Source organism: Streptomyces sp. NPDC088923 (assembly GCF_044749745.1).
Taxonomy (GTDB): domain Bacteria; phylum Actinomycetota; class Actinomycetes; order Streptomycetales; family Streptomycetaceae; genus Streptomyces.
The window spans coordinates 2125029-2151124 of sequence record NZ_JBIVIO010000001.1 but is presented as its reverse complement, the minus strand read 5'-3'; the positions used below and the strand labels follow the sequence as shown (position 1 = coordinate 2151124).

Below are 26096 nucleotides of genomic sequence, written 5' to 3'. Positions count from 1 at the left end.
AGCCGGGCGCAACCCGGTGGAGGGGTGGCCCCGCTCGGGGCCGTGGGCCGAGGAGGGCCGGGTGACGACCTTTGACGAGCGCGCCGACGCGCGAGGGGACCTGAGGGATCTGAGCGAGACGGCGGGCCGGGTACGGGGCGCCGTCGAGACGGTCATCGAGGGCAAACCGGACGTCGTCCGGCTCGCCCTGACCGTGCTGCTCGCGGAGGGGCACCTGCTCATCGAGGACGTGCCGGGGGTCGGCAAGACGATGCTCGCGCGGGCGCTGGGGCGCTCCGTGGACGCCACCGTGCGCCGTATCCAGTTCACGCCGGACCTGCTGCCCTCGGACATCACCGGCGTCTCCGTCTACGACCAGGTCTCCGGCACCTTCGACTTCAAACCCGGCGCCGTCTTCGCGCAGATCGTGATCGGCGACGAGATCAACCGGGCCTCGCCGAAGACGCAGTCGGCGCTCCTGGAGGCGATGGAGGAGGGGCAGGTCACGCTCGACGGCGAGACCTTCCCGCTGCCGCGCCCCTTCATGGTCGTCGCGACGCAGAACCCGGTCGAGATGGAGGGCACCTACCCGCTCCCCGAGGCGCAGCGCGACCGCTTCATGGCGCGCGTCTCGATGGGGTACCCCTCGGCCCAGGCCGAGCTGAAGATGCTCGGCGCGCACGGTGCCGCCTCGCCGCTCGACGCGCTCCTCCCCGTCGCGCACGTCGACGAGATCGCCAAGCTCGTCGAGGCGGTGCGGGGCGTGCACATCGCCGAGGACATCGAGCGGTACGCGGTGGCGCTCACGCAGGCGACCCGGGTCCACCCCGAGCTGCGGCTCGGCGCCTCGCCGCGCGCCACGCTCCATCTCGTACGGGCCGCGCGTGCCTCGGCCGCGCTCGCCGGGCGCGACTTCGTGCTCCCGGACGACGTGCAGCACCTCGCGGTGCCGGTACTCGCGCACCGGCTGCTCCCGACGACGCAGGCGCAGCTCGGGCGGCGCAGCGCCGAGGCGATCGTCGTCGAACTGCTCCAGCAGGTGGCGATCCCCGACAGCGGCGCCCGCGTGGGCCGCCCCGCGAGCGGCGGCCGGTGAAGGTCCCAGGGGCCGGGCGGGGCGCGGCGGTACGGGGCTCGGGGGGCGGGAGCGCGGAGGGCACCGGCGGCCTCGTGGCCCCTCGGCGGCCCGGCACCGTGCCCCCGCAGGACCGGCCCGCCCTCGCGCCGGTCGCCGAGGACCACGAGGAGGGCGGGGCGCGCGGGCCGCTGCGGACCGCGTTCGCGGGGCTGACCACACGCGGCCGGTCCTTCCTCGCCGCCGGGGTCGCCGCCGGGATCTGCGCGTACGTCCTCGGGCAGGGCGAGCTGCTGCGGGTCGGGGTGCTGCTCGCGGTGCTCCCGCTCGTCGCCGCGAGCGTCCTCTTCCGTACCCGCCACCGCGTCACGGGCAGCCGCAGGCTCAGCCCGCTGCGCGTGCAGGCGGGCGAGGAGGCCCGCGTCCATCTGCGCGTCGAGAACGTCTCGCGGCTCACGACGGGGCTGCTCATGCTCCAGGACCGGGTGCCCTACCAGCTCGGCCCCCGCCCGCGCTTCGTCCTCGACCGCGTCGAGGCGGCCGGGCGCCGCGAGGTCTCGTACCGGGTGCGCTCCGACATGCGGGGCCACTTCCCGCTCGGTCCCCTGCAACTGCGGCTCAGCGATCCCTTCGGGATGTGCGAGCTGAGCCGTTCCTTCAGCGCGCGCGACACCCTCACCGTGCTCCCCGCGGTGGTCCCGCTGCCCGCGGCGGGGCTCGACGGGCAGGCCCCGGGGGCGGGCGGCGGGCGGCAGCGCGCGCTCTCGTTCACCGGCGAGGACGACGTCATCCCGCGCGGCTACCGGCACGGCGACGACCTGCGCCGGGTGCACTGGCGCTCGACGGCGCGGTACGGGGAGCTGATGGTGCGGCGCGAGGAGCAGCCGCGCAGGTCCCGCTGCACGGTGCTGCTCGACACGCGGCGCGGCGCCTACGCGGGCGGTGGCCCGGACAGCGCCTTCGAGTGGGCCGTCTCGGGAACCGCCTCGGTCCTCACGCACCTCCTCGAACGCGAGATGGACGTACGCCTCATCACCGACGAGGGCGCGCTCGACGCCGTGCCGGGCAGCGACGGCTTCGCGACCGCGCGGCACGAGGCCGCCGAGGCCGCGGGCGCGCTCCTCGATGTCCTCGCGGTCATCGACCACTCGGCGGGCACGGGCCTCGCGGCGGCCCACGAGGTCCTGCACGGCGGTACGGAGGGGCTGCTCGTCGCCTTCCTCGGCGCGCTCGACGCGGAGCAGACGGCGCTGCTCGCCGGGGCGCGCGGCCGGGGCGCGAGCGCGGTCGCCTTCCTCCTCGACGGCCCCGAGTGGGGACTGCCCGCGGAGCCCGGGCAGGTACCGCCGGGGGCCGAGCGGTCCGCGCGTGCCCTGCGCGAGGCGGGCTGGACGGTGCTGCGCGTCCCGCGCGGCGCCCCGCTCGCCGAGCTGTGGCGGCAGGCGGGCGCCCTCCACACGGGGCACGCCGTGGGCGGCGGACCGGAGAGCGCGGGGGCGTACGGGGGCGGCGGCACGTACGGGAGCAGTGGCACGTACGGGGAAAGCGCCCCGCGCGGCGAGAACTTCGGGGGCGGTGCGTACGGGCAGGGGGACGCCCCGGGCGCGTACCTTCCGCCTCCCGGTCCCCCGGGGCCCCGTGCGCCCTCGCCCTATGAGCGGATCGAGCGTGTCGCGCGGTGGGAACGGGACCGGCGGCCGGACGACAGGGAGCGGGAGTCATGAGCGGGCGGGGTCGGGTCACTCTCGCGGCGACGGTGGCGACGGCGCTCTCCGCCGCGGCGCTGCTGCCGCTCGTGGAGAGCGGGACGTGGTTCGCGCTGTGCCTCCTGCTGCTCGCGCTCATGGCCGGGGCGGGGGCGCTCGCGCGGCAGGCGCAGTTGCCGCGCCCGCTCGTGGTCGCGATCGAGGCCCTCGTGGGGCTGCTCCTGCTGACCCTCGTCTTCGCGCGGTCCCAGGCCCTGGCCGGTTTCGTTCCGGGGCCCGAGGCGATGCGGCACTTCGGACAGCTCTTCGAGGCCGGGCAGCACGACGTGCGCGGGTACACGATCCCCGCGCCGCTCACCGACGGCATCACGTTCCTGCTGATCGGCGGGGTCCTCGTGGTGGGCCTGGTCGTCGACACGCTCGCGGTGACGTTCCGCGCGGCCTCGGCGGCGGGGCTGCCGCTGCTCGCGCTCTACTCGGTCGCCACCGGGATCGCCGAGGAAGGTTCGGGCTGGCTCCTCTTCCTCCTCGCGGCGGGCGGCTATCTGCTTCTGCTGCTCGCCGAGAGCCGCGACCGGGTCGCGCGCTGGGGGCGGGTCTTCGGGGTACGCGCCGCCGACGGGCGCGGGAAGCCGCCGAAGCTGTCCCCGGTGCGCAACGGCCGCAGGATCGGTGTCCTCGCGCTCGGCGTCGCGCTCGTCGTACCGCTCGCGCTGCCGGCGCTCGACGGCGGGCTCCTCGACGGCAAGGGCGGGGGTGGCAAGGGCGGCGGGGGCGGCACGATCTCGGCGGTCAACCCGCTCGTCTCGCTCCAGGACGCCCTCAACCAGCCCGACGACCGCGAGGTCCTGCGCTACCGCACCGACGCGGCGAACATCTCCGACCTGTATCTGCGGATCGTCTCGCTCGACAAGTTCGACGGCACCTCCTGGTCGCCGTCCGAACGCCGCATCACCGAGATCCCCGACCAGCTCCCCCAGCCCACCGGCCTCTCCCCCGACGTCGCCACGGGCACCGTCACGACGTCCGTGCGGGTCGCGGGCGACTACGGACAGGACTGGCTGCCACTGCCCTACCCGGCCAGTTCCGTGGACATCGACGGGCGCTGGCGGTACGAGCCGGTGGGCCGCACCCTCGTCGGCGAGCGCGGCCAGACGACGCGCAACGCCTCGTACCGCGTCGAGAGCCTCGACGTACGTCCCACGGCCCGCCAGCTCGCCAACGCCCAGCCGGCCCCCGAGGACATCCGCCGCGCGTACACCGCCGTGCCGGGCAACCTGCCCGACGTCGTCGAGGCGACCGCGCGCGAGGTCACGAAGGGCGCCGCCAACGACTACGAGCGCGCGGTGCGGCTCCAGGACTGGTTCGCCTACGACGGCGGCTTCACCTACAACACGCGGGTCGGCGCGGGCAGCGGCCCGCAGGCGATCGCGCGGTTCCTGAAGCAGAAGGAGGGCTTCTGCGTCCACTTCTCCTTCTCGATGGCGGCGATGGCCCGCACCCTCGGCATCCCGGCCCGGGTCGCGATCGGGTTCACGCCCGGCACCCAGACCGGGGACGAGGGCACGATGTCGGTGGGCCTGCGGGACGCGCACGCGTGGCCCGAGCTGTACTTCCAGGGCGTGGGCTGGACGCGCTTCGAGCCGACGCCGAGCCGGGGCACGACCCCGGAGTACACGCAGCCCGAGACGCCCGAAGGGGGCGCGGCGAGCACGGCGCCCGAGCAGCCCGAGGCGAGCGAGTCCGCCGCCCCCTCGACCTCGGCCTCGGCGGACGCCTCCTGCCCGGCGGCCGACCGGCGGCTCGGCGAGTGCGGCGGGCCGAGCCCGCAGGCGGTCGTGGCGCACGGCGACGACGGGCCGCCCACGGGCACGCTCCTCGGGGTGGGGCTCCTCGTGCTCGTGGTCCTCGCGGTGCCGCTCCTGCCGGTGCTGTGGCGGCGCAGGCTGCGCGCGCGGCGGCTCGGCGGGGGCCCGGGGCGCGACGCCCTAGCGCTCGGGGCGCGGGTGCGGGCGGCGTGGGCCGAGGTGCTCGACACCGCCTGGGACCTCGGCATCCCGCCGGACGAGGCGCTCAGCCCGCGCGCGGCGGCGGCGCGACTGGTCCGCGCGGGTCATTTGGACGAGGAGGCCGCCGCCGCCCTGGACCGGCTCGTCGACGCCCTGGAACACGTTCGCTACGCCCCCGCGGCGACCCCCGCGCCGGTCGCCGCCGACGTCCGCCGGGTGCTGGCGGGGCTGCGGGCGGGCTCGGGCCGTACCGACCGGCTCCGCGCCCTGTTCGCACCCCGCTCCTCGGCGGGCCGCCTGGGCCGATCGCTGTCGGCGCGGGGCGCCGCGGTGCGGGGGCGGGTCACGGGGTGGGTGCGGGTGCGCGGGACGCGCGAGGCGGGCTGAGGCGGGGCGGGGCGGGCTGCTGACGGGGCAGGCTGACGCGGGGCGGACTGACGCGGGGAGGGACTGACGCGGGGCGGACTGCTGACGGGACAGGCTGGCGCGGGGCGGGCTTCGAGGAATCGTCCGCCGGGACCCGGGTACGTGGAAGCGGCGGACCTCTCGGTGGAGGTCCGCCGCTTCCACGTAAGGAAAGGTGGCGCGTTCGAGGATTTCCGCTAGTGGCCGGATTCGTCGCGGCGCCGTTGCCAGCGCTGCTCGATGCGGTCCATCATTCCGCGCTTCTGGCGGGCGGTGCGGCCGTGCGGGGCCGTCGCCTCGCCGCCGGGGGCGGTGGCCTGCTGTTCGCCCGGCTTGGGAGCTTTGCGCCAGCCGGTGATCGCGAGTACCGCGCAGACGAGCATCACGAGGAAGCCGATGACGCCGAAGACGACGCTGCTCACACCGCCCTGGCCGACTCCGCCGACAAGGAGCGCGATGCCGACCAGGAAGCCCACGACCGACAGGTACACCCGGCGTCGGGTGTACGTGCGCAGCTTGCTTCCCTCAAGCGCTGTCGCGAATTTGGGATCTTCGGCGTACAGCGCTCGCTCCATCTGCTCGAGCATTCGCTGCTCGTGCTCTGAGAGCGGCACGGGAGTCCTCCTCATCGTGCAGTCGCCGGGGCGACCGGGGGTCCCCTTAAGGATAGGCAGGGAATCGCCCCCGTGAAACCCGCCCCTCTGCGCCAATTCACCGGACGCGACCGGCCGGACACCGGGGGTCCGCCGGTACACCGGTTGACACCAGCATTCCCACGAACCCCGACGCCATGCCGGGCGGCCTCCTCCGATCATACGGCGCCTGTGCCGAGGACGGCGGGTCGAGGAAAGCCGGCCCCCCGCGGGCTCAGGCCCCGGCCGCGCTCTTGCGGCCGAGCACGTGCAACTGGGTGGCCACCGCATGGAACTCGGGGCGGGCCGCGGCGGCCGCTTCGAGGCGCAGGAGGGCGTCGAGCGCGCCGGGTTCGGTGTCGACGAGGACGCCGGGCACGAGGTCCGAGAAGACCCGTACGCCGTGCACGGCGCCGGTCTCGACACCGGCGTCCGCGACGAGCGCGGTGAGCTGTCCGGCGGTGAAGCGGTGCGGCACGGGGTCGGCGGCGCCCCAGCGCCCCTCAGGGTCGTCGAGGGCTTGGCGGGCCTCGGAGAAGTGCCCGGCGAGGGCGCGGGCGAGGACGGCGCCGCCGAGCCCGGCGGCGAGGAGGCTCAGGGTGCCGCCGGGGCGGAGCGCGGCGACGACGTTGCCGAGACCGGCGGCGGGCCGGTCGAGGTATTCGAGGACGCCGTGGCAGAGCACGACGTCGAAGCTCTCGCGTCCCACGACGTCGAAGAGGCCGTGGACGTCGCCCTGCACGCCGTGCACGAGGTCGGCGACCCCGGCCTCGGCGGCACGGCGTTCGAGCGCGAAGAGCGCGTTGGGGCTGGGGTCCACGACGGTGACCCGGTGCCCGAGCCGGGCGACGGGCACGGCGAAGTTCCCGGTGCCCCCGCCGGTGTCGAGCACGTCCAGGGTCTGCCCCGCACCGTCGAGGGCGTCCTTCAGGACGTCCCAGACGACGGCGGTACGAAGGGCGGCGCGGGGGCGCATCGGGTCGGACACGGTGCTCCTGCGGAGGAGGGGGTGGGCCAAGTGGTGAGGGTCAGCTTATGTCCTGGTGGGGCCTTCTCGCGGGGTGGGCCTTGCGGGGGCCCCGCCCCTCGCGCCCCCGGCTCCTCGAAGGCCGAAGGGGCTGGATATGCGGTGCGGGTGGGATCTCAAAGGCGTGGGTCAGGGGGTCGCGTGAGGTTCGGGCAGGGCCAGCAGGGCCGTGGCCTGCTGGGTGAAGTCCTCGGCCGCGCGGAGGAGTTCGTCTGCCTGGCCGGTGCTCGCCGGGTCGTGGAGACCCGCCTCGGCGCGTGCGCGGTGGGCGGCGCTCGCGGTGAAGAGGAGGGTCCACGGGGCGAGCTCCGGGACCGCCTCGGCGAGCGTCTCCCACGCACTGCGGATACCCCGGCGGCCGCGGGGCCGCGTGCCCGGCGGCGGTCCGTGCACCGCGAGCACGGCCGAGGCGGCCCGCAACGCCGCCCGGTGCGCGGCGGCGTACCGCTCCGCGCCGGTCTCGCTCCGCGCCACCGCCAGCTCCTCGCGCGCCCGGTCGAGCAGGTCCCGCGCGGCGGGCGGCGCCCCGGCCTTCCGCAGCACGGGGTGCACGTCCTCGCCGGGCGAGGCGGGCGAGGCGGGCGGGGGCGCGCTCGTAGCGGGCGGCGCGGGCGGGGTGTGTGTGCTGGGCGGGATGGGCAGCGCGTTTGTGCCCGGCGGGGCGGGCGGTCCGAGCGGGGTGGGTGCCGCTCCTGTGTCCGGCGGGGCGGGCTGTCGCGGGATGACGACGGGGGGCCGGTGGGCCGCTTCCCGCGAAGGGGCGTCCGTCGGCGGAACCGCACCACCACCTCGCCCGGCGTCCCCCTCCCCCGCCGCCCGCGTCGCCGCCGCCCGCTCCCGCTCGCCGGGGCGCACGGTCCTCGCCGCGGCGCCTCGTGGTCCGGGGCGTACGGGCTGGGCCGGGGTGACCGGGAAGGCGAGCTGACGGGCGACGCGGCGCGGCGTGCGGGGGGCCGCCGGGACGGCGGCCCTCTGGTCGGGCACCGGAAGGCGCAGTTGCTCCGGCGGCTCGCGCCGCACGCCCGGCCGCTCGCGGGCGCCACCCCGCTCCCCGCGGGCACCACCCCCTGCCACGCGGGTGCCGCTCCCCTGCTCGGGGGCGTCGCTCTCCGGTCGAGGGGTTGCGGCGTCACCGCTGGGCGTGTGGGCCATGGCGTACCTCCTCCGTCCTGGAGCGCGCTCCGCTCCCTGTCACCGTGACCGCGTGTGCCCCCATCCTCGCTTCCCGCACTGACAATCGCCCCTGAGCTGGACATTCACCCCGATCGGGGGACACGCGGAGGCCCCCGGGCCGGTGTCCGCGCCCGCGCAGCGAGCGCGTCCGCTCCCCCGACGGCGCTCCGGCGCGGGTGGGCCGGGCCTGTGAGAATCGGCGGCATGGAGAGCAGCGGTGGAGGCGGCGACCGGCGGCAGGCGACGCGGCAGAGGCTCTACGAGGCCGCCGTCACGCTCATCGCGGAGCAGGGCTTCTCGGCGACCACCGTCGACGAGATCGCGGAGCGGGCCGGAGTCGCGAAGGGCACCGTCTACTACCACTTCCGGAGCAAGGCGGGACTCTTCGAGGCGCTGCTGCGGCACGGCGTGGGGCTGCTCACGGCGGCGTTGCGCGAGGCGGCGGAGCGAATGGCGGCGGCGGGCGGCGGCCCGGTCGCCGCGCTGGACGCGATGATCCGCGCGGGCCTCGTCTTCATCGACCGCTACCCGGCGTTCACGCAGCTGTACGTGGCGGAGCTGTGGCGCACGAACCGGGCCTGGCAGGCGACGCTCGGCGTCGTGCGACGGGAGGTCGTGGCCGTCGTGGAGAGGTCGCTCGCCGAGGGGATCGCGGCCGGTGAGCTGAGCGAGGAGATCGACGTACCGCTCACGGCGGCGGCGCTCGTCGGCATGGTCCTCGTCGCCGCGCTCGACTGGCAGGCCTTCCAGCCGGACCGCTCGCTGGACGAGGTGCACGGGGCACTGTCGCTGCTGTTGCGGGGGCGGGTGGCGGGGCGGGCGGCGTAGCGGCGGAAGGCTCCTCCGTCCGCTTCGCGCTCGCTCACCCCGGCTCCTTGGTCGCGCCACCGGGCCGCTCGGCCGCCGCACGGCCGTCGCCGGCGGCGCCCTTCAGCTCCCGCCGCAGCCAGGCGCACCAGGTCGTCCGCCGCGGAGCGAGGAGCCCGGCCGTCGTGAAGAGCAGGACGTTGCCCAGCATCAGGGCCAGGAAGGCCCAGTTCCGGTCCGGCACGTTGACGAGCGCGCAGAACAGGAAGAGCGCGGGAAAGCCCCAGCGCGCCCACGGCCCCCTCGGGGTCGACTCCTCACGGGTGAGAACGGTCCACGCGACGGCGCGTTCCGTGGGGCTCACCGGGGCGTGACCGCGGTTGAGCCGCGCACCCGTCCGCCGGTATGCGCGCACGGAGACGCGTGCGGCGCGCGCCCCTGTCCACAGGCTGCCGAGGAGTCCGCCCACCATGACGACGACGAGGGGGACGAAGATCACGGCTCCCCCGTGGAACTCCCACCCCATGAGCGCCGGGACGCCGAGGAACGCCCATGCCAGCCACATCGCCCGCAGCCACCCGGGCTCTCTCCTCGGTCCATGTCCTGCCATCGGCGTCCCCCGTCTCCGTCCGTCGTGCGACTCCGGGTACCCGTGGAGCGGGGAGGTTAAGGGCGCACGCGGCAGGCGGTCACGGCCAAGGGGCCCCTGCCCGGTTCCGCCGCCCCGTGTCGGCGGTACCGGGGCGAAGGGCCCCCGATCCGTGCACCACTGTGCCGTCCGCGCAGGTCGGGGCCCATCCGTAGGCGTACTCAACCGGGGGTCTGAGTAGCGGTACTCAGGGGCTGGGGCGCGGCGCCCAGCGGGCCCCGGGCGGGGAGGCGGGACAGGGCGTGGGGCGCGTGTGAGCTGCGGATAAAGTCGCTGGCATGGCACGGATTGTGGTGATCGGCGCGGGGCTCGGCGCCATGGCGGCGGCGGCGCGGCTCGCGATCGCGGGGCACCGGGTGGTGGTGCACGAGCGGGGCGCGACGTACGGGGGCGCGCTCGGCGAGTACGCGCGGGACGGGTTCCGCTTCGACACGGGGCCGGGGCTCCTGACGCTCCCCGCGGTGTACCGGGACCTGTTCGTGAAGACGGGCCGTGCGGAGCTGGCGGACCGGATCGTGCTGGAGCAGGTGGACCCCGCGGCGCGCCACGTCTTCGCCGACGGTACGGAGTGCGCGCTGCCGAACGCCTCGCGCGGCGGGGTCGCGCAGGCGCTGGACGCGGCTCTCGGCGCGGGTGCGGGGGCGCGGTGGGCGGACTTCCTCGGCCGGGCGCGCGAGGCGTGGGACCGTACCCGCCGTCCGCTCCTGGAGGAGACGCAGTGGCCCAACTGGCAGGTCCTCGCGGAGCGCGAGCCCTACCCCGCGCTGCCCGTGCGCAGGCCGCTGCGCCGCGAGCGGCGCGCGAGGACGCTCGCCGAGGTGGGTGAGCTGGAGCTGCGAGAGCCGCGACTGCGGGCACTCCTGGAGAGCTACGCGCTCGCCGCCGGGCTGGACGCGGAGCGGGCCCCGGCGAGCGCGGCTGTGCTGCCGTTCGTCGAGCACACCTTCGGCGTGTGGGCGGTGCGGGGCGGGCTGCGGGCGCTCGCGGAGGCGGTGCACGCCCGGTGCGTCGAGCGGCGGGTGGAGTTCGTCTTCGGTTCGGAGGTGACGCGGATCGTGGAGAAGGACGGTCGTGCGGCGGGCGTCGGGCTCGCGGACGGTTCGCTCGTGGAGGCGGAGCACGTCGTGGCGGGGGTCGCCCCCGCGGTCCTCGCGCGGCTGCTCGGCGGGACGGCACCGTGGCCCGCGGACGGGGTGCCGGCCCGTACGGAGGGGGCGGCACGCCTCCTCGTCCTGCTCGCGCTGCGCGGGGAGCGCCCCGCGGGAACCGTCGTGCGCACGGTGCTGCACACTCCCGACGCGGCCGCCGAGCGCGCGGCGCTCGCGGCGGGCACGCCGCCCCCCGCGCCGACCGTGACGGTGCTGCGCCCGGGCGACGCGGAGCGGGTGCCGGACGCCGGGCACGAGGCGGTGACGCTGACGGTGACGGTCCCGGCGGGCGCCGAGGTGCCGGAGGCGTACGTGGCGGAGCTGATCGACCGGGTCGGCGCCGCCGCCGTACCGGAGCTTCGCGACCGCCTGCTGTGGCACGAGACGCTGACCCCCGCGACGGCCGAGGCGGCGACGGGCGCGCCCGGCGGCGCGGTCCCCGCCCCGGCGCTCGCCGCCGGCGGGGGCCGGTGGCTCTACCCGGCCAACTCGACGGCGCTGCCCGGCCTTTACGCGGTGGGCGGCTGGTCCCACCCAGGCGGCGGGCTGCCGCACGCGGGGATGTCGGGGGCACTCGTGGCGGGGCTGATCGTGGAGGGGGCGGGGTTCACGGGGTCGACGTGAGGGGGGTCTCCCCGGGGGCGGACAGCCCCCTCCCGCCCGGGGGGCGACCCCAATACCATCCTCCCCCAACTCGAAGCCCCCTCAGCGCCATCCGCCCGAATCTGTGGATAACTCCGGGAAACTCGCACCACGTCTCACTCGAAAGTGTGGTCCGTTTTCCGGGAAGCTTTGGGCATGAGTGAGTACTCACTCACCTCGCGGACGCCCTATCAGCCCCGGTACCCATACCCCTCGCTGCCCTCGTACGGGCCCGCCGGCCACGCCCCGCCCTGCTGCTCGTCCTCCCGCTGCCGCGGCACCCACACCCCACCGGGCGGGGTCTCCTGCCCGCCCTGCTCCTGCGCGGGATAGCCGTAGCCGGACGTCGCGTACGGGTCGGCGTAGGGGTCCGCGTAGGGCTGCTGGTACTGCTCCTGGGAAGGCTGGGGCGCGGCGTACGGCTGCTGTTGCGCGTACTGCTGCCCCCACCCATCCGTCGTCGTGCCCCACGTGCCCGTGGCGTCGCCCTGCACCAGCCCCGCCCAGGTACCGCTGGTGTCCTGGGGCTGCTGCGCGAACGCGCCGCCGAAGGGCGACGCGTTCGCGAAGGAGGAGGTGTCGTACCCGGTGGTGTCGTACCCGGAGGCGTCGTACTTGGACGTCTCGTACGGACCGGTGCCGTACGCGGCCGCGCTCGCGCCCGCGTCGTGCGTCCCCGTCCCGTACCCGGGCTGCTGCTGGTCCCACGCTGCGGGGGCCGTCTCCGGGGCGTAGCCGTGGCCGGTGTACGGGTCGTAGCCGGACTGGTAGCCGGGGGTGTGCTCGGCGACCGGGGACTGCCAGGAAGCCTCCGCCGCGGCCGGCTCGCTCAGCACTCCCCTGCCCTCCGCGACGTTGACCGCGTCGAGGACCGAGGTCGTGGCGGCCTCGGGGGTCTCGGGGGACCCGGGCTGCTCGCGTACGGGCTCGCCGGACTCCTCGCGCAGGTCGGAGATTTCCAGCGCGGGACCCCGCTCGCGCTCGCCGCGCACCCGGTCGCCGAGCGCGCCGAGCTTCTCGCCCGCCTTGCCCTTGAGGGCCCAGCCCGCCGCGAAGCCGCGCCGGAAGGAGAGCGTGACGAGGGTCTGCCCGGTCGCGAAGGCGAGCGCGCCGAGGACGATCACGAAGACCGAGGCCATGAGCACGCCGAGCACCACGCCGAGGAAGCCCGCGAAGGCGAGCAGGCGCCAGCGCAGCCGCGCCTTGTACTGGAGCAGCACCTCCCCGAGGAGCCACAACGCCACTACGGCGAAAGCGAAATAGAGGACCGCCCAGCCCATGTACGCCCCTCTCGCCCCGGCATGGGGGCCGGGGTCCGTCCGTCGGATCAGGGCCTGTGGTGGGGAAGGCCCAGATTCTCGTGGATCTCCAGTGTCGCCGTGGAGTTGTTGAGCGTGATGAAGTGCAGCCCCGGGACATCCTCGGCCAGCAGTCGCGCGCAGAACTCTGTGGCGAACTCGATTCCCATGGAGCGTACCGCCGCCGGGTCGTCCTTCGCCGCGAGCATGCGTTCTTTCACCGTCTCGGGGAAGGCGGCGGTGCTGAGCCGGGAGAGCCGCTCCAGCTGGCGCACGCTCGTCACCGGCATGACCTCGGGAATCACCGGGGTCTCGCACCCGGCGGCGGCGAGCCGGTCGCGCAGGCGCAGGTAGGAGGCCGGATCGAAGAACATCTGCGTGATCGCGTAATCCGCCCCGGCCCGGCACTTGTCGACGAAGTACCGGACGTCGGAGTCCCAGTTCTCGGAGCGCGGATGCATCTCGGGGAAGGCCGCGACACCCACGCAGAAATTTCCCGATTCCTTGATGAGGCGCACGAGTTCGGCGGCGTACGTCAGCCCGTCCGCGCGCGCCACCCAGTCGCCGAGCGGGTCCCCGGGCGGGTCGCCGCGCACGGCGAGGATGTTCCGGACGCCGCCGTCCGCGTACTGCCCGATCATGTGGCGCAGCTCGGCGACCGAGTGCTCGACGGCGGTGAGGTGGGCGACGGGGACGAGCGTGGTGTTCTCGGCGATCGCCTGCGTGGCGCGCACCGTGCCGGTGCGGGTGCTGCCGCCGGCGCCGTACGTCACCGAGACGAAGCTCGGCGCGACGGCCTCGACGCGGCGCAGCGCGTTCCACAGGTTGCGCTCGCCCTTCGGGGTCTTCGGCGCCCAGAACTCGAAGGAGTAGGAGCGTTTGCCGCTCGCGAGCACCTCCGCCACGGTCGGGTGCTCGGAGGTCCAGGTGGATGCGGTGCCGGAGGCCATAGGGGCAGGGTAGCCAGAAGCCGCCGGTCAGCGAGGCGAAGCGGAGTGTTATGCCCGTTACGCGGTCTTCTTGTCCACGCCTTGGACGGAGGGCGTCTCCAGGGGCAGCGCGCGCACCCGGCGGGCGAGGTCGCGGGCCGCGTCCTCCGGGTCGTCGGCCTCGGTCAGTGCCCGGACGACGACGACGCGGCGCGCCCCGGCGTCGAGGACCTCGTCCAGGCGGGCCGCGTCGATGCCCCCGATCGCGAACCACGGGCGGGTGGTGCCGAGGGCGGCGGCGTAGCGCACGAGGGGCAGGCCGGGGGCGGGACGGCCGGGCTTGGTGGGGGTCGGCCAGCAGGGGCCGGTGCAGAAGTAGTCGACGCCGTCCCGCACGGCCGCCGCCGCGGCCTCCGCCTCGCTGTGGGTCGAGCGGCCGACGAGCACGTCGGGGCCGATCAGGGCGCGCGCGGCGGGGACGGGGAGGTCGCCCTGCCCGAGGTGGAGCACGTCGGCGCGGGCGGCGTGGGCGATGTCGGCGCGGTCGTTCACGGCGAGGAGTTTGCCGTGGCGGCGGCAGGCGTCGGCGAAGACCTGGAGGAGTTCGAGCTCCTCGGCCGCCTCCAGGCCCTTGTCCCGCAGCTGGACGATGTCGACCCCGCCGGAGAGGACGGCGTCGAGGAAGCCGGGCAGGTCGTTCTGGCGCTTGCGGGCGTCCGTGCAGAGGTAGAGACGGGCGTCGGCGAGCGCGGTGCGCGGATCGCGCGGTGTTCGGTTCGGCATGCCCCACCCCTGTTCGTACGACATGAGGATCATGCCACTCGTGCAGGGGCGGGGGTCACCGTGGTCCCGCGGTCCGGCTCAGAAGGCGAGGGCCTGGGCGCGGCGCTTCACCTCCGTGCCCCGGTTCTCGCTCATCGCCTGGGCGGGGGTGCCGGGCAGCGTCGGGTCGGGAGTGAACATCCACTGGATGATCTCCACGTCGTCGAAGCCGTCGTCGCGCAGCAGGGTCAGCAGCCCGGACAGGCCGCGCACGGTGCGGTTGCCGTCGAGGAAGGCGGCGGGCACGTAGAGGGCGTTGTTCTCGCCGCGGCGGACGGCGACGAGCTGGCCCTCCTTCACCAACTGGCGCACCCGGGTCACCTCGACGTCGAACCGTTCGGCGATGTCGGGGAGGCTGAGCCACTCGGGGACGAGCGCTTCGGTCTTGGCATCAATCTGGGTCACGGGACAAGCGTGCCATCCCGGGCGGCCGGGCGGTAGCGGGAGGGTCCCCGCGGGCGACGGGGCGGGGGCCCGGGCCACCGGTCAGCGCACGGCCGTCTTCAGGGGCCGTGCCGCGTCCGCGAGGAGTACGGGGTCGAGCGTCGCGCCCGAGGCGATGAGTTTGCGCCCCTGGGCGAGGTCGCGGGGGCGGCCGACGGCGAGCACGGCGGCGAGCCGCCCGTCCTCCTCCAGCCAGCACACGGTCCAGGCGGCCCCGTCCGGGTCGCCGCGCCACACGAGGCGGCTCGCGCCCGCGTGGTCGCCCGCGTACTGCACGAAGCGCCCGAACTGCTCGGACCAGAAGTAGGGCACCGGGTCGTACGGCTCGGCGCGCTCGCCCGTGAGGACGCCGGCGAGCGTGTGGGGGCCCTGGAGGGCGTTGTCCCAGTGGTGCACGGTCAGGCGCCGCCCGTACCGCCGCGAGGGGAAGGAGGCGCAGTCGCCGACCGCGTGGACGTCGGGCAGCGAGGTGCGCAGCCAGGCGTCGGTACGGACCGAGCCGTCCGGGGCGAGGTCGATGCCGGAGCCTTCGAGCCAGCCGGTGACGGGGCGGGCGCCGATGCCGACGAGGACGGCGTCGGCGGGCACGCGCTCGCCGCCCGCCAGGACGACGGCGTCGTCCTCGACGGCGGCGACGCGGGCGTCGGTGCGCAGCCGGGCGCCCGCCTCGGCGTACCACTTCGCCATCGGCGCGGCGACCTCGGCGGGCAGCGCGCCGCTGAGCGGGTGGCCGGCGGCCTCCAGGACGGTGACGGCGCAGCCCGCCTCGCGCGCGGCCGTCGTGAACTCGGCGCCGATCCAGCCCGCGCCGACGACGGCGACCTCGGCGCGGCGCGCGAGGACCGCGCGCAGGGCGCGGACGTCGTCGAGGGTGTGCAGGAGGTGGACGTGGGGGTGCTGGGCGGTGCCGGGGAGCCGTACGGGCGCGGTGCCGGTCGCGAGCACGAGGTGGTCGTAGCCGAGCGGGCCCTCGCTCGTGTCGATCTCGTGCGCGGCGGCGCGCAGCCCGGTGGCGCGCACCCCGAGCCGCAGCTCGGTCCCGAGCGCGGCGAAGTCGACGTCGAAGGCGGAGGTCTCGGCGCTGCCGAGGAGCACGGACTTGGAGAGCGGAGGACGGTCGTACGGGGCGTGCGGCTCCTCGCCGAGCAGCACGACGTCCCCCTCGTACCCCTCCTCGCGCAGCGCCACGACGGTCCGCACCCCCGCCATCCCGGCGCCGACGACAACGACCCGCCCCTGCTGCTCCCGGTCTCCGCTCACGCCCGCAACTCTAGGCCGCCCACCCCCGCCCCCGAGCCCGCTCCCCCACGAGATCCCGCCCACACCAGGCGCTTCCGGGCCGCCCGGGACCAAAGGCCGGGGCCAGGCCGGACCAAAGGCCGGGGCCAGGCCGGACCAAAGGCCGGGGCCACTCGGGCCGAGGTCGTCGGGCGCCCGGCGCAGGCGAGGGGGACCACGGCCGGAGGGATCCGGGCAGGACCGGCCGGGTCCGGCGCACCGCCCGGCGCGGGAAGCGGGGACCGGGGCGCCCGTTCCGCCCCGCCACCCCCTAAGCTGTGCCGCGCACACCGCGGGAGTCCGGGCGGACCGGGCTGAGAGGGGGGCTGCGGCCTCCGACCGTATGAACCTGATCCGGGTCATTCCGGCGAAGGGAGGGGGCTTGGTGGCCAGTGGTGGGGATGTCCTCGTGGTCGGGGGCGGGATCGTCGGGCTCGTGACCGCGTGGCGGGCCGCGCTCGGCGGGGCGCGGGTGACGGTGGTCGATCCGGAGCCGGGGGGCGGGGCGGCGCAGGTCGCCGCCGGGATGCTCGCGGCCGTCACCGAACCGCACTACGGCGAGGAGGCGTTGCTCGCGCTCGGGCTCGCCTCGGCGCGGCGGTGGCCGGAGTTCGCGGCCGAACTGGGCGAGGCGAGCGGGCGGGACCTCGGGTACCGCGCCTGCGGGACGCTCGCCGTCGCGCTGGACGCCGACGACCGCGCCGAACTGCGCGAACTGCACGCGCTGCACACGCGGCGCGGGCTCGACTCGCAGTGGCTGACGGGCCGGGAGTGCCGCCGCCTGGAGCCGATGCTCGCGCCGGGGATACGGGGCGGGCTGCGTGTCGAGGGCGACCACCAGGTCGATCCGCGCCGGGTCGCGGGGGCACTGCTCGTCGCGTGCGCCCGGGCCGGGGTGGGGTTCCGGCGGGCGAGGGCGGCGCGGCTCGTGGTGGAGGGGGACCGGGCGCGCGGCGTCGTGCTCGCGGACGGCGCGCGCGTGGACGCGGCCCGCACGGTGCTCGCGGCCGGGTGCTTCAGCACGGACCTGGCGGGGTTGCCGCCCGAGGTCGTCGTCCCCGTACGGCCGGTGAAGGGCCAGGTCCTGCGGTTGCGGATGGACGGCGCGTACGCGGAGTTCCTGCGCCGCACGGTGCGCGCCGTCGTACGGGGCGGGAGCCTCTACCTCGTGCCGCGTGAGAACGGCGAACTCGTGGTGGGCGCGACGAGCGAGGAGCGGGGCAGGGACACGACGGTCACGGCGGGCGGCGTCTACGCCCTGCTGCGCGACGCGCACGAACTGCTCCCCGGCATCACCGAACTCGCGCTCACCGAGACCCGTGCCGGGCTGCGCCCCGCCTCGCCCGACAACGCGCCGCTCCTCGGCCCCACGGCGCTCCCCGGACTGCACCTCGCGACGGGTCACGGCCGCAACGGGGTGCTCCTCGCCCCCGAGACGGGCGCCGTCATGGCGCATGCCCTGGCCCATGACGCGCTGCCGGAAGCCGCGCGCCCCTTCACCCCCCAGCGATTCACGAGAAGCCCGGAGCCCGTGCTGTGAACCTCGACCTGACCGTGAGAGTCAACGGCGCCGAGCACGCCGTCCCCGCGGGCACGACGCTCGACGTGCTCGTCACCGGGCTGAGCCGGGCCCGTACGGGGGTCGCCGCCGCCGTCAACGAGACGGTCGTCCCGCGTGGCGACTGGCCCGCGACCGTGCTCGCCGCGGGGGACCGCGTCGAGATCCTGACCGCTGTCCAGGGAGGCTGAGGCGCTCATGGCCGACGATCCTTTCGTGCTGGCGGGGACGACGTACTCCTCGCGGCTGATCATGGGCACCGGCGGCGCGCCCAGTCTCGACGTCCTGGAGCGCGCGCTGACCGCCTCGGGCACGGAGCTGACGACGGTCGCGATGCGCCGTCTGGACCCGGGCACGCAGGGTTCGGTGCTCTCGGTGCTCGACCGGCTCGGCATCCGGGTGCTGCCGAACACGGCGGGCTGTCACACGGCGGGCGAGGCGGTGCTCACGGCGCGGCTCGCGCGCGAGGCGCTCGGCACGGACCTCGTGAAGCTGGAGGTCGTCGCGGACGAGCGCACCCTGCTGCCCGATCCGGTGGAGCTGCTCGACGCGGCCGAGGTCCTCGTCGACGACGGGTTCACCGTGCTCCCGTACACGAACGACGACCCGGTGCTCGCGCGGAAGCTGGAGGACGTGGGCTGCGCGGCCGTCATGCCGCTCGGCTCGCCGATCGGTTCCGGGCTCGGCATCCGCAATCCGCACAACTTCCAGCTCATCACGGAGCGGGCGCGCGTCCCCGTGATCCTCGACGCGGGCGCGGGGACGGCCTCGGACGTGGCGCTCGCGATGGAGCTGGGCTGCGCGGCGGTGATGCTCGCCTCGGCGGTGACGCGGGCGCGCGAGCCGGAGCTGATGGCGCGCGCGATGCGGCACGCGACGGAGGCGGGCCGTCTGGCCCACCGCGCGGGCCGCATCCCGCGCCGCCACTTCGCCGAGGCCTCGTCCCCGGTGGAGGACCGCGCCGAGCTGGACCCGGAGCGCCCGGCGTTCTGAGGGACGGGGACGGGGCGGCGGTACGCGGACGGCGGCCCCGTCCCCGTACCGCCTCACCCCCCGCTCCGCACACCCGTCAGGTGGTCCCGGAACTCCTGGAAGGCGTGCCAGCCCGAGGTGTCGCCGGGGCCGGTGAGCATTCCGCCCGCCGTGTCCCAGGCGCGCGCCCCCAGCGCCTCGGCGATGCGCAGGACGACGGGGAGCACGTCGTCCCCGCCGCCGCGCACGTGGAGCATGACCGCGTCGACCGGCTCCGCGTCGCCGATGTTCAGCTCCATGGACCAGCCGGGCCCCTCCAGCTCACCCCAGGCAGGGTCGGAGAAGTCCGCCTCGGGCACCGCCGCGGCGAGCGCGGCGAGCACGTCGGCGCGCGGCCCGAGGGGAAGTTCCGCGGGGCCCTCCGGCAGGTCCTCCACCCGGGCGCGGCCCTCGGGCAGCCGCAGCACCAGCACGTCCCAGCTCATGTCCAGATCCTTCCGTCCGGCCACGTGGGGGGAGGCGGGCGAGCGCGCCCGGTGACCGCCTTCACAGTGCCAGCCGCCACTGACACCGCGTGACACCGCCGCCCCGGAGGGCCGCGCGCGGCCCCGTAGACTCGCCGCGTGGACACAAGGCCGGCCGATCAGAACGCCTCGCTCCTCGGGAAGGTCCTCGACGGGCGGTACCGGGTGGACGCGCTCATCGCGGCCGGGGGCATGTCGACCGTGCATCGCGCGGTCGATCTGCGCCTGGACCGGGTGGTCGCGCTCAAGGTCATGCACCCGGAACTCGCCACGGACGCGGTGTTCGTCGAGCGGTTCATCCGCGAGGCGAAGTCGGTGGCGCGGCTCGACCACCCGAACGTGGTGAGCGTCTTCGACCAGAACGCGGACGGCGCCTTCGTGTACCTGGCGATGGAGTACGTGCCCGGCTGCACGCTCCGCGACGTGCTGCGCGAGCGCGGGGCGCTGAGCCCGCGGGCCGCGCTCGACATCCTGGAGCCGGTCCTCGCCGGGCTCGGCGCGGCGCACCGCGCGGGTCTCGTGCACCGCGACATGAAGCCGGAGAACGTCCTGATAGGGGACGACGGCCGGGTCAAGGTCGCGGACTTCGGTCTCGTACGGGGCGTGGGCACCGACTCGCGCTCGACGGGCGCCGTCCTCGGCACCGTCTCCTACCTCGCCCCCGAGCAGATCAGCGACGAGGCGGTCGACGAGCGCGCCGACGTGTACGCCTGCGGCATCGTCCTCTTCGAGATGCTGACCGGCGGCAAGCCGCACCTCGGCGACTCCCCCGCGCAGGTCCTCTACCAGCACCTGAACACCGACGTGCCCGCCCCCTCCGGCTTCTTCCCCGCCCTCGACCCGGCCTTCGACACGCTCGTGGCCGCCGCCGCGGCACGCGAGCCGGCGGCGCGTCCGCGCGACGCGGTGGCCCTCCTCGCGGCGGTACGGCACGCGACGGCGCACCTCGACGGGGCGGCGCTCGACGCGGAGCCCCCGGCGGCGCGCGCGGGCGGGCATGACAACGCCGAGGACCGTACGAGCGTCCTGCCGCGCGCGCTGACACTGCCCCGCCCGGGGGCCGCCGGGGACGTGTCGCGCACGAGCGTGCTGCCCACGCCCACGCCCGCACCCGCCCCCGCGCGCACCGGGCGGCCCCGCCGCAGGCTGTGGTCGGCGCTCGTCGTCGCCGTCGTCGTGCTGTGCGGGGGCGCGGGCGTCTGGTACGTCAACGCGGGGCAGTTCACCGAGGTCCCGCGCGTGCTCGCGAAGAGCGAGAAGGAGGCGAAGGGGCGTCTCGACAAGGCGGGGCTGCGGGTCAAGGACGTCAAGGGCCGCTACAGCGCCACCGAGCCGCGCGGCACCGTGCTCGGCACAGACCCGGCGCCGGGCGCCCGTATCCGCGACCACGGCGAGGTCGCCCTCACCGTCTCGCTCGGCCCGCGCACGGTCGACGTGCCCCGGCTCACCGGCAAGACCCTCACCGAGGCGCGCGCGGCGCTGCGCGGGCGTGGGCTCGACCCGGGCCTGGTCACCGAGCGCTTCGACCAGGACGTCAGCCAGGGCGCCGTGATCGACACGGAGCCGCAGGCGGGCGAGAACGTGAAGGCCGGTTCGACGGTGCGGATCACCGTGAGCAGGGGCGCGCCCGTGGACGTACCGGAGGTGAGCGGCAAGGACGAGGCGGAGGCGCGCGAGGAGCTGTCCGACGCGGGTCTGGACGTGAAGGTCGCCGCCGAGCGGGTCTTCTCCTCGGACGCCGACGAGGGCGCCGTCGCGAAGCAGTCCCCCTCGCCCGGCAAGCGGCTCGCGGCGGGCGACACGGTGACGCTGACGCTCTCCAAGGGCCCCGACCTCGTGGAGGTCCCGGACGTGGAGGGCAAGCAGGAGGACGAGGCGAAGGGGCTGCTGGAGGACGCCGGGTTCGAGGTGAAGGTCTCCCGCTGGTTCCTCGGGCACACCGTGTGGGACCAGTCGGTGAGCGGCGGGGACACGGCACCGCGCGGGAGCACGGTGACGATCCGGGTGCGGTGACGGTCCGCGTGCGGTGAGCGGCCGGGTGCGGTGACGGTCCGGAAGCACGTCCGCACACCTGAACGATTCCTTCACCGAAAACGTTCTCCGTGTCCGTGATCCACAGGGCAGACTTCTCCTCTCGGCCTCCACCGGAGAGGCCGTTTCGTGTGGGGGGAACCATGCGTCTGCGCGCCGTCGCCGTCAGTGCCGTCCTTGTTCTGGGCGCGGGCCTCACCGCGACCGCCTGCTCGTCGTCGGACGGCGGCCCGGCGAGCGGGGGGACCGGGGATCACACCGTCGTGCGGCCCGCCGCGGCCACCAGCGCCCCCGTCGATCCCACCGACCCCGACGGTCCGTGCGCCGAGCCCTTGACCGAGGGCCTGACCGACGAGGCGGACTGCGTCGTCGAGTTCCCCGAGGACCTCGTCATCGAGGAGGGCGAGCCCGCCGGCTCCGAACGCCCGGCCCTCCCCTGAGACCTGTCCGCCCCCGGGTCCGTGTCACCCTGGACGGGTGAACACCACCCCCCGCAACCCCGTCGGCGCGCACGTCCCCGTCGCCGGGGGTCTCGCGAAGACCGGCCTCTCCTACGCGCGCACGCTCGGCGCCGAGGCCGTGCAGGTCTTCGTCGCCAATCCGCGCGGCTGGGCGACGGGACCCGGGGACCCGGCGCAGGACGAGGAGTTCCGTACGCGCTGCGCCTCCGAGGGCCTGCGCGCGTACGTGCACGCCCCGTACCTCATCAACTTCGGCTCGCACACCGAGGCCACCGTCGAGAAGTCGGTGCTCTCGCTGCGGCACTCGCTGCGCAGGGCGCGCGAGATCGGCGCGCTCGGTGTCGTCGTGCACACCGGTTCGGCGACCGGGGGCCGTACGCGCGAGGTGGCGCTCGCGCAGGTGCGGGAGCGGATGCTGCCGCTGCTCGACGAGCTCGACCAGCCCGGCGACCCGGATCTGCTCCTGGAGCCGACGGCCGGGCAGGGCGCCTCGCTGTGCGCGCGGACGTGGGACCTGGGCCCGTACGCGGCCGCCCTCGACGCGCACCCGAGGCTCGGCGTGTGCCTGGACACGTGCCACGTCCACGCGGCGGGGCACGACCTCGGTGCCCCGGGCGGCGCGAAGCAGACGCTCGACCTGCTCGTGGACGAGGTCGGCGAGGGCAGGCTCAAGCTCGTCCACGCCAACGACTCGAAGGCGGGCTGCGGCTCGCACCTGGACCGGCACGAGAACATCGGCGCGGGCACGATCGGCACGGCGGCGTTCGCGGAGCTGTGCGCCCACCCGGCGACGGCGGGCGTGCCGCTGATCATCGAGACCCCGGGCGGCCCCGAGGGACACGCGGCGGACGTGGCACGGCTGAAGGAACTGCGCGGCTGAGCGGACGGCGGCCGAAGGAGAACCGCGCGGCCGGGCGTCGCGGCGGCGCTCACAGCCCGGGTCCGTCCCCCGCCTCCTCCTGGTAGGTGTACCGCTGCTCCCGCCACGGGTCGCCGATGTTGTGGTAGCCCCGCTCCTCCCAGAAGCCGCGCCGGTCGGCGGTCATGTACTCGACGCCGCGCACCCACTTGGGGCCCTTCCAGGCGTAGAGGTGCGGCACGACGAGGCGCACCGGGTAGCCGTGTTCGGCGGTGAGGGGCTCGCCGTCCTTGTGGGTGGCGAAGACGGTGTGCGGCGCGGCGAAGTCGGCGAGCCGCAGATTGGCGCTGTAGCCGTACTCGGCCCACACCATGACGTGCGTGGCCCGGGGCGCGGGCGGGACGAGGTCGAGCAGCGTACGGGCCGGGATGCCGCCCCACTCCGCGTCGACCACGCTGAACCGGGTCACGCAGTGCAGGTCGGCCTCGACGGTGGTCCAGCCGAGCGCGGTGAACTCCTCGTGGTTCCAGCCGCGTTTGTCCCCGTCCGCCGTCGCCCCGAAGACGCGGAACTCCCAGCGCTCGGGCCGGAACTTCGGCACCGGCCCGTAGTGGGTGACCGGCCAGCCGCGCTGGAGCCGCTGTCCCGGCGGCAGCCGGTGCGCCGCCGAGGAGGGATCGTCCGCGGCAGGCCCGCCCGGGGAAGGCGGGCCGTCTCTCTCGCTCTCCGCCTGGCCCATGCATCCATCCTGACAGACCGGGCGGGGAGCCGCCGACCTGGCACGTGTTACCCGGGTGGCTTCCGGGGCAGACGTGACTAAGCGTGCACTTACTGGACTCCGCGGAACCGGTGATGCGACGATGCGCGCGTTCCGTAGCAGGTCGGACACCAGACGTACCCGCCGCCTAGTCGTACTCCTAGAAGGAGCCCGGACGATGCAGGGCGACCCCGAGGTCATCGAATTCCTGAACGAGCAGCTCACGGCCGAGCTGACGGCGATCAACCAGTACTTCCTGCACGCGAAGCTCCAGGATCACAAGGGGTGGACGAAGCTCGCGAGGTACACGCGTGCCGAGTCCTTCGACGAGATGCGGCACGCGGAGATCCTCACGGACCGCATCCTGCTCCTCGACGGGCTGCCGAACTACCAGCGGCTCTTCCACGTCTCGGTCGGGCAGACGGTGACGGAGATGTTCCGCGCCGACCGGCAGGTGGAGGTCGAGGCGATCGACCGGCTGCGGCGCGGGATCGAGCTGATGCGCTCCAAGGGGGACATCACCTCGGCGAACGTCTTCGAGGCGATCCTCGCGGACGAGGAGCACCACGTCGACTACCTGGAGACCCAGCTCGACCTCATCGAGAAGCTGGGCGAGGCGCTGTACCTGTCGACGGTGATCTCGCAGGAGCAGCCGGACCCCTCGGGCCCGGGCACGAGCGGCTTCAAGACCGACTGAGGCGGTGGAGGCGGGTACCGCCCGCGCGGCTCAGGCGGCGTCGTCGAGGCGCGCGACCGGTGCCGCGGGCGTCTGCGCGACGGGTACGGGCAGCCGCGCGGACGCCGTCACGGGTACGGGCAGCCGCGTCGCCGGCAGCGGGTCCTGAGCCGTCGGCGCCGGGAGCGGGGCCGGTACGGGCAGGAACACCGGTTCCTCGCGGTCGGCGGCCTCCCTGCGCGGGCAGGTGCCCCGGCCGAGGAGGGCCTGGATGCGGCGGACGCAACCGCCGCAGTCGGTCCCGGCCTTGCAGGCGGAGGCGATCTTGCGGGGTGTGACGGCCCCGTTCTCCGCGTGCGCGCGCACGTCCGCCTCCGTGATGCCGAAGCACGAGCACACGTACACGCGGGTCACCTCCTGCCGAAACCGCCGGTCGTCCGGCCCGTCCGGACCGGGCGCCTCCTGCCGGGAGGGGACTACCCGCCCGCCTTGCTGAGGCAAACCTAACCTAACCCCGTGGAGTCCGGCGAGGAACCCCGGATACGCCGATGGGGCACGGATCACAGGCGATCCGTGCCCCATCGGCGACCGTACGGTCCGGCTCACCTCACTGCGAGCGGTACATCTCCGCGACGAGGAAGGCGAGGTCGAGCGACTGGCTGCGGTTCAGGCGCGGGTCGCAGGCGGTCTCGTAGCGCTGGTGGAGGTCGTCGACGAAGATCTCGTCGCCGCCGCCCACGCACTCCGTGACGTCGTCCCCGGTCAGCTCCACGTGGATGCCGCCCGGGTGGGTGCCCAGCTCCTTGTGGACCTCGAAGAAGCCCTTGACCTCGTCGAGGACGTCGTCGAAGCGGCGGGTCTTGTGGCCCGAGGCGGCCTCGAAGGTGTTGCCGTGCATGGGGTCGGTGACCCAGGCGACGGTGGCGCCCGAGGCGGTGACCTTCTCGACGAGCGTCGGGAGCTTGTCGCGGATCTTGTCCGCGCCCATGCGCACGACGAAGGTGAGGCGGCCGGGCTCGCGCTCGGGGTCGAGGCGCTCGATGTACTGGAGCGCCTCCTCCGGGGTCGTGGAGGGGCCGAGCTTGACGCCGATGGGGTTGCGGATCTTCGAGGCGAACTCGATGTGGGCGCCGTCGAGCTGGCGGGTGCGCTCACCGATCCACACCATGTGCGCCGAGACGTCGTAGAGCCGCCCGGTGCGCGAGTCGACGCGGGTGAGCGCCGACTCGTAGTCCATGAGCAGCGCCTCGTGCGAGGAGTAGAACTCGACGGTGCGGAACTCCTCGGGGTCGGTCCCGCAGGCCCGCATGAAGTTCAGCGCGTTGTCGATCTCGCGGGCGAGCTGCTCGTAGCGCTGGCCCGAGGCCGAGGTGCGGACGAAGTCCTGGTTCCAGGCGTGCACCTGGCGCAGGTCCGCGTAGCCGCCCGTGGTGAAGGCGCGCACGAGGTTCAGCGTGGAGGCCGAGTGGTGGTACATCCGGCGCAGGCGGTCCGGGTCGGGGACGCGGGCGGCCTCGGTGAAGTCGAAGCCGTTGACGGAGTCGCCCCGGTAGGTGGGGAGCGTCACGCCGTCGCGGGTCTCGGTGTCCTTCGAGCGGGGCTTGGAGTACTGGCCCGCGATCCGGCCGACCTTCACGACGGGCACGGAGGCCGCGTAGGTGAGGACGGCACCCATCTGGAGGATCGTCTTGAGCTTGGCGCGGATGTGCTCGGCGGTCACGGCGTCGAAGGACTCGGCGCAGTCGCCGCCCTGGAGGAGGAACGCCTCGCCGCGGGCGACGGCTCCCATCCGGGTGCGCAGCTCGTCGCACTCGCCGGCGAAGACGAGCGGGGGATACGACTCGAGGTCCGCGACGACTTCGCGCAGGGCCTCGGCATCGGGGTACGTAGGCTGCTGCGCCGCGGGCAGGTCTCGCCAGCTCGCCTTGGTGGCGAGGGCGTCTGTTTCAGCGATGGCGGTCACGACGGCCACCTTACGGGGTGGGCGGGGGCGGGGTGGACGTGGTTCGGTCGGTGAGACGTCGCGGCGGGGGTGGCCTCTTTCCGGGGGCTCCGCCCCGGACCCCGCTCCTCAAACGCCGGAGGGGCTGTGTTCTCACGTTCCTGGGGTACGCTCCCCCCATGTTCGCGACTCGTTCCATGTGGTGGTGGTCCGCTCCCTAGGCGGTCCACCTCTTGTCGCGTATGCGAAAGGCCGCCCGAGGGCGGCCTTCGGTGTTTTCCGGGGGTGGGCTC

The 26096-nt window shown here is 75.0% G+C and carries 25 protein-coding genes and 1 riboswitch; of the genes, 12 read left to right on the top strand and 13 right to left on the bottom strand.

The window, feature by feature from the left end; genetic code table 11:
* The first annotated feature begins 61 nt into the window (after window positions 1–61).
* From ACIP4O_RS09715 to ACIP4O_RS09705, 3 genes are all read left to right on the top strand, one after another.
* Window positions 62–1075 (top strand): AAA family ATPase, encoded by a 1014-nt coding sequence (locus ACIP4O_RS09715; protein ID WP_401573335.1) that lies wholly within the window; start codon window positions 62–64, stop codon window positions 1073–1075.
* 98 nt (window positions 1076–1173) lie between these two features.
* Complete coding sequence (locus ACIP4O_RS09710; RefSeq protein ID WP_401573925.1) at window positions 1174–2778, top strand: DUF58 domain-containing protein; 1605 nt, start codon at window positions 1174–1176, stop codon at window positions 2776–2778.
* Window positions 2775–5156: a transglutaminaseTgpA domain-containing protein gene (locus ACIP4O_RS09705; protein ID WP_401573333.1), complete on the top strand. Its 2382-nt coding sequence runs from the start codon at window positions 2775–2777 to the stop codon at window positions 5154–5156. Before ACIP4O_RS09710 ends, ACIP4O_RS09705 begins: the two co-directional genes overlap by 4 nt.
* A gap of 215 nt (window positions 5157–5371) precedes the next feature.
* Here the strand turns inward: ACIP4O_RS09705 and ACIP4O_RS09700 are convergent, their stop codons facing one another.
* The 3 genes from ACIP4O_RS09700 to ACIP4O_RS09690 form a co-directional block, all read right to left on the bottom strand.
* Window positions 5372–5788: a DUF3040 domain-containing protein gene (locus ACIP4O_RS09700; RefSeq protein ID WP_401573331.1), complete on the bottom strand. Its 417-nt coding sequence runs from the start codon at window positions 5786–5788 to the stop codon at window positions 5372–5374.
* Window positions 5789–6041: 253 nt separating this feature from the next.
* Window positions 6042–6794 (bottom strand): methyltransferase, encoded by a 753-nt coding sequence (locus ACIP4O_RS09695; protein ID WP_401573329.1) that lies wholly within the window; start codon window positions 6792–6794, stop codon window positions 6042–6044.
* Window positions 6795–6962: 168 nt separating this feature from the next.
* A complete protein-coding gene (locus tag ACIP4O_RS09690; RefSeq protein WP_401573327.1) occupies window positions 6963–7985 on the bottom strand; it encodes an SAV_6107 family HEPN domain-containing protein in 1023 nt (340 codons plus the stop codon).
* Window positions 7986–8210: 225 nt separating this feature from the next.
* Here ACIP4O_RS09690 and ACIP4O_RS09685 point away from each other — a divergent pair, with 225 nt between their 5' ends.
* Window positions 8211–8834, top strand: a complete 624-nt coding sequence (locus tag ACIP4O_RS09685) for a TetR/AcrR family transcriptional regulator (protein ID WP_401573325.1) — start codon at window positions 8211–8213, stop codon at window positions 8832–8834.
* 34 nt (window positions 8835–8868) lie between these two features.
* Here ACIP4O_RS09685 and ACIP4O_RS09680 read toward each other — a convergent pair whose 3' ends face one another.
* On the bottom strand, window positions 8869–9423 hold the full coding sequence (locus ACIP4O_RS09680; protein WP_401573323.1) for a hypothetical protein: 555 nt from the start codon (window positions 9421–9423) through the stop codon (window positions 8869–8871).
* Between the two features lie 317 nt (window positions 9424–9740).
* On the opposite strand from ACIP4O_RS09680, the gene ACIP4O_RS09675 reads away from it, so the two are divergent.
* On the top strand, window positions 9741–11234 hold the full coding sequence (locus tag ACIP4O_RS09675) for a phytoene desaturase family protein (protein ID WP_401573321.1): 1494 nt from the start codon (window positions 9741–9743) through the stop codon (window positions 11232–11234).
* A gap of 209 nt (window positions 11235–11443) precedes the next feature.
* Here the strand turns inward: ACIP4O_RS09675 and ACIP4O_RS09670 are convergent, their stop codons facing one another.
* The 5 genes from ACIP4O_RS09670 to ACIP4O_RS09650 all read right to left on the bottom strand — a co-directional run bounded on the left by ACIP4O_RS09670 (window position 11444) and on the right by ACIP4O_RS09650 (window position 16005).
* A complete protein-coding gene (locus ACIP4O_RS09670; protein ID WP_401573319.1) occupies window positions 11444–12532 on the bottom strand; it encodes a hypothetical protein in 1089 nt (362 codons plus the stop codon).
* A 47-nt stretch (window positions 12533–12579) separates the two neighbouring features.
* Complete coding sequence (metF, locus tag ACIP4O_RS09665) at window positions 12580–13500, bottom strand: methylenetetrahydrofolate reductase [NAD(P)H] (protein WP_361325190.1); 921 nt, start codon at window positions 13498–13500, stop codon at window positions 12580–12582.
* A 57-nt stretch (window positions 13501–13557) separates the two neighbouring features.
* Entirely contained in the window at window positions 13558–14262 is a 705-nt protein-coding gene (thiE, locus tag ACIP4O_RS09660; protein ID WP_401573316.1) for a thiamine phosphate synthase, read from the bottom strand.
* 78 nt (window positions 14263–14340) lie between these two features.
* Complete coding sequence (locus ACIP4O_RS09655) at window positions 14341–14706, bottom strand: Rv2175c family DNA-binding protein (RefSeq protein WP_361325185.1); 366 nt, start codon at window positions 14704–14706, stop codon at window positions 14341–14343.
* A gap of 81 nt (window positions 14707–14787) precedes the next feature.
* Window positions 14788–16005: an NAD(P)/FAD-dependent oxidoreductase gene (locus ACIP4O_RS09650; RefSeq protein ID WP_401573314.1), complete on the bottom strand. Its 1218-nt coding sequence runs from the start codon at window positions 16003–16005 to the stop codon at window positions 14788–14790.
* A gap of 300 nt (window positions 16006–16305) precedes the next feature.
* Window positions 16306–16416, top strand: a riboswitch (TPP riboswitch).
* 16 nt (window positions 16417–16432) lie between these two features.
* On the opposite strand from ACIP4O_RS09650, the gene thiO reads away from it, so the two are divergent.
* From thiO to ACIP4O_RS09635, 3 genes are read left to right on the top strand one after another with little or no spacing between them, the layout of a single operon-like run.
* Complete coding sequence (gene thiO, locus ACIP4O_RS09645) at window positions 16433–17563, top strand: glycine oxidase ThiO (RefSeq protein WP_401573923.1); 1131 nt, start codon at window positions 16433–16435, stop codon at window positions 17561–17563.
* Window positions 17560–17772 (top strand): sulfur carrier protein ThiS, encoded by a 213-nt coding sequence (gene thiS, locus ACIP4O_RS09640; RefSeq protein WP_401573312.1) that lies wholly within the window; start codon window positions 17560–17562, stop codon window positions 17770–17772. The genes thiO and thiS overlap by 4 nt, the downstream gene beginning before the upstream one ends.
* 7 nt (window positions 17773–17779) lie before the next feature.
* Window positions 17780–18574, top strand: a complete 795-nt coding sequence (locus ACIP4O_RS09635) for a thiazole synthase (RefSeq protein ID WP_401573310.1) — start codon at window positions 17780–17782, stop codon at window positions 18572–18574.
* Window positions 18575–18627: 53 nt separating this feature from the next.
* Here ACIP4O_RS09635 and ACIP4O_RS09630 read toward each other — a convergent pair whose 3' ends face one another.
* Window positions 18628–19038 (bottom strand): hypothetical protein, encoded by a 411-nt coding sequence (locus ACIP4O_RS09630; RefSeq protein ID WP_401573308.1) that lies wholly within the window; start codon window positions 19036–19038, stop codon window positions 18628–18630.
* 138 nt (window positions 19039–19176) lie between these two features.
* Here ACIP4O_RS09630 and pknB point away from each other — a divergent pair, with 138 nt between their 5' ends.
* The 3 genes from pknB (at window position 19177) to ACIP4O_RS09615 (ending at window position 22449) form a co-directional block, all read left to right on the top strand.
* The gene (gene pknB, locus ACIP4O_RS09625) at window positions 19177–21090 is read left to right on the top strand and encodes a Stk1 family PASTA domain-containing Ser/Thr kinase (RefSeq protein WP_401573307.1); all 1914 of its coding nucleotides are present in this window, start codon (window positions 19177–19179) and stop codon (window positions 21088–21090) included.
* A 161-nt stretch (window positions 21091–21251) separates the two neighbouring features.
* Window positions 21252–21548 (top strand): hypothetical protein, encoded by a 297-nt coding sequence (locus ACIP4O_RS09620; protein WP_401573305.1) that lies wholly within the window; start codon window positions 21252–21254, stop codon window positions 21546–21548.
* Between the two features lie 37 nt (window positions 21549–21585).
* Window positions 21586–22449 carry a deoxyribonuclease IV gene (locus tag ACIP4O_RS09615; protein ID WP_401573303.1) on the top strand — a complete coding sequence of 288 codons (864 nt, stop codon included), beginning with the start codon at window positions 21586–21588 and terminating at the stop codon, window positions 22447–22449.
* A 49-nt stretch (window positions 22450–22498) separates the two neighbouring features.
* Here the strand turns inward: ACIP4O_RS09615 and ACIP4O_RS09610 are convergent, their stop codons facing one another.
* Entirely contained in the window at window positions 22499–23167 is a 669-nt protein-coding gene (locus ACIP4O_RS09610; RefSeq protein ID WP_401573301.1) for a sulfite oxidase-like oxidoreductase, read from the bottom strand.
* Between the two features lie 196 nt (window positions 23168–23363).
* On the opposite strand from ACIP4O_RS09610, the gene bfr reads away from it, so the two are divergent.
* Window positions 23364–23882 (top strand): bacterioferritin, encoded by a 519-nt coding sequence (gene bfr / locus ACIP4O_RS09605; protein ID WP_361325158.1) that lies wholly within the window; start codon window positions 23364–23366, stop codon window positions 23880–23882.
* 30 nt (window positions 23883–23912) lie between these two features.
* Here bfr and ACIP4O_RS09600 read toward each other — a convergent pair whose 3' ends face one another.
* Together ACIP4O_RS09600 and ACIP4O_RS09595 are read right to left on the bottom strand one after the other, a co-directional pair.
* Window positions 23913–24266: a bacterioferritin-associated ferredoxin gene (locus ACIP4O_RS09600; protein ID WP_401573921.1), complete on the bottom strand. Its 354-nt coding sequence runs from the start codon at window positions 24264–24266 to the stop codon at window positions 23913–23915.
* Between the two features lie 202 nt (window positions 24267–24468).
* Window positions 24469–25833, bottom strand: a complete 1365-nt coding sequence (locus tag ACIP4O_RS09595) for a class II 3-deoxy-7-phosphoheptulonate synthase (protein WP_401573299.1) — start codon at window positions 25831–25833, stop codon at window positions 24469–24471.
* Window positions 25834–26096: the final 263 nt, after the last annotated feature.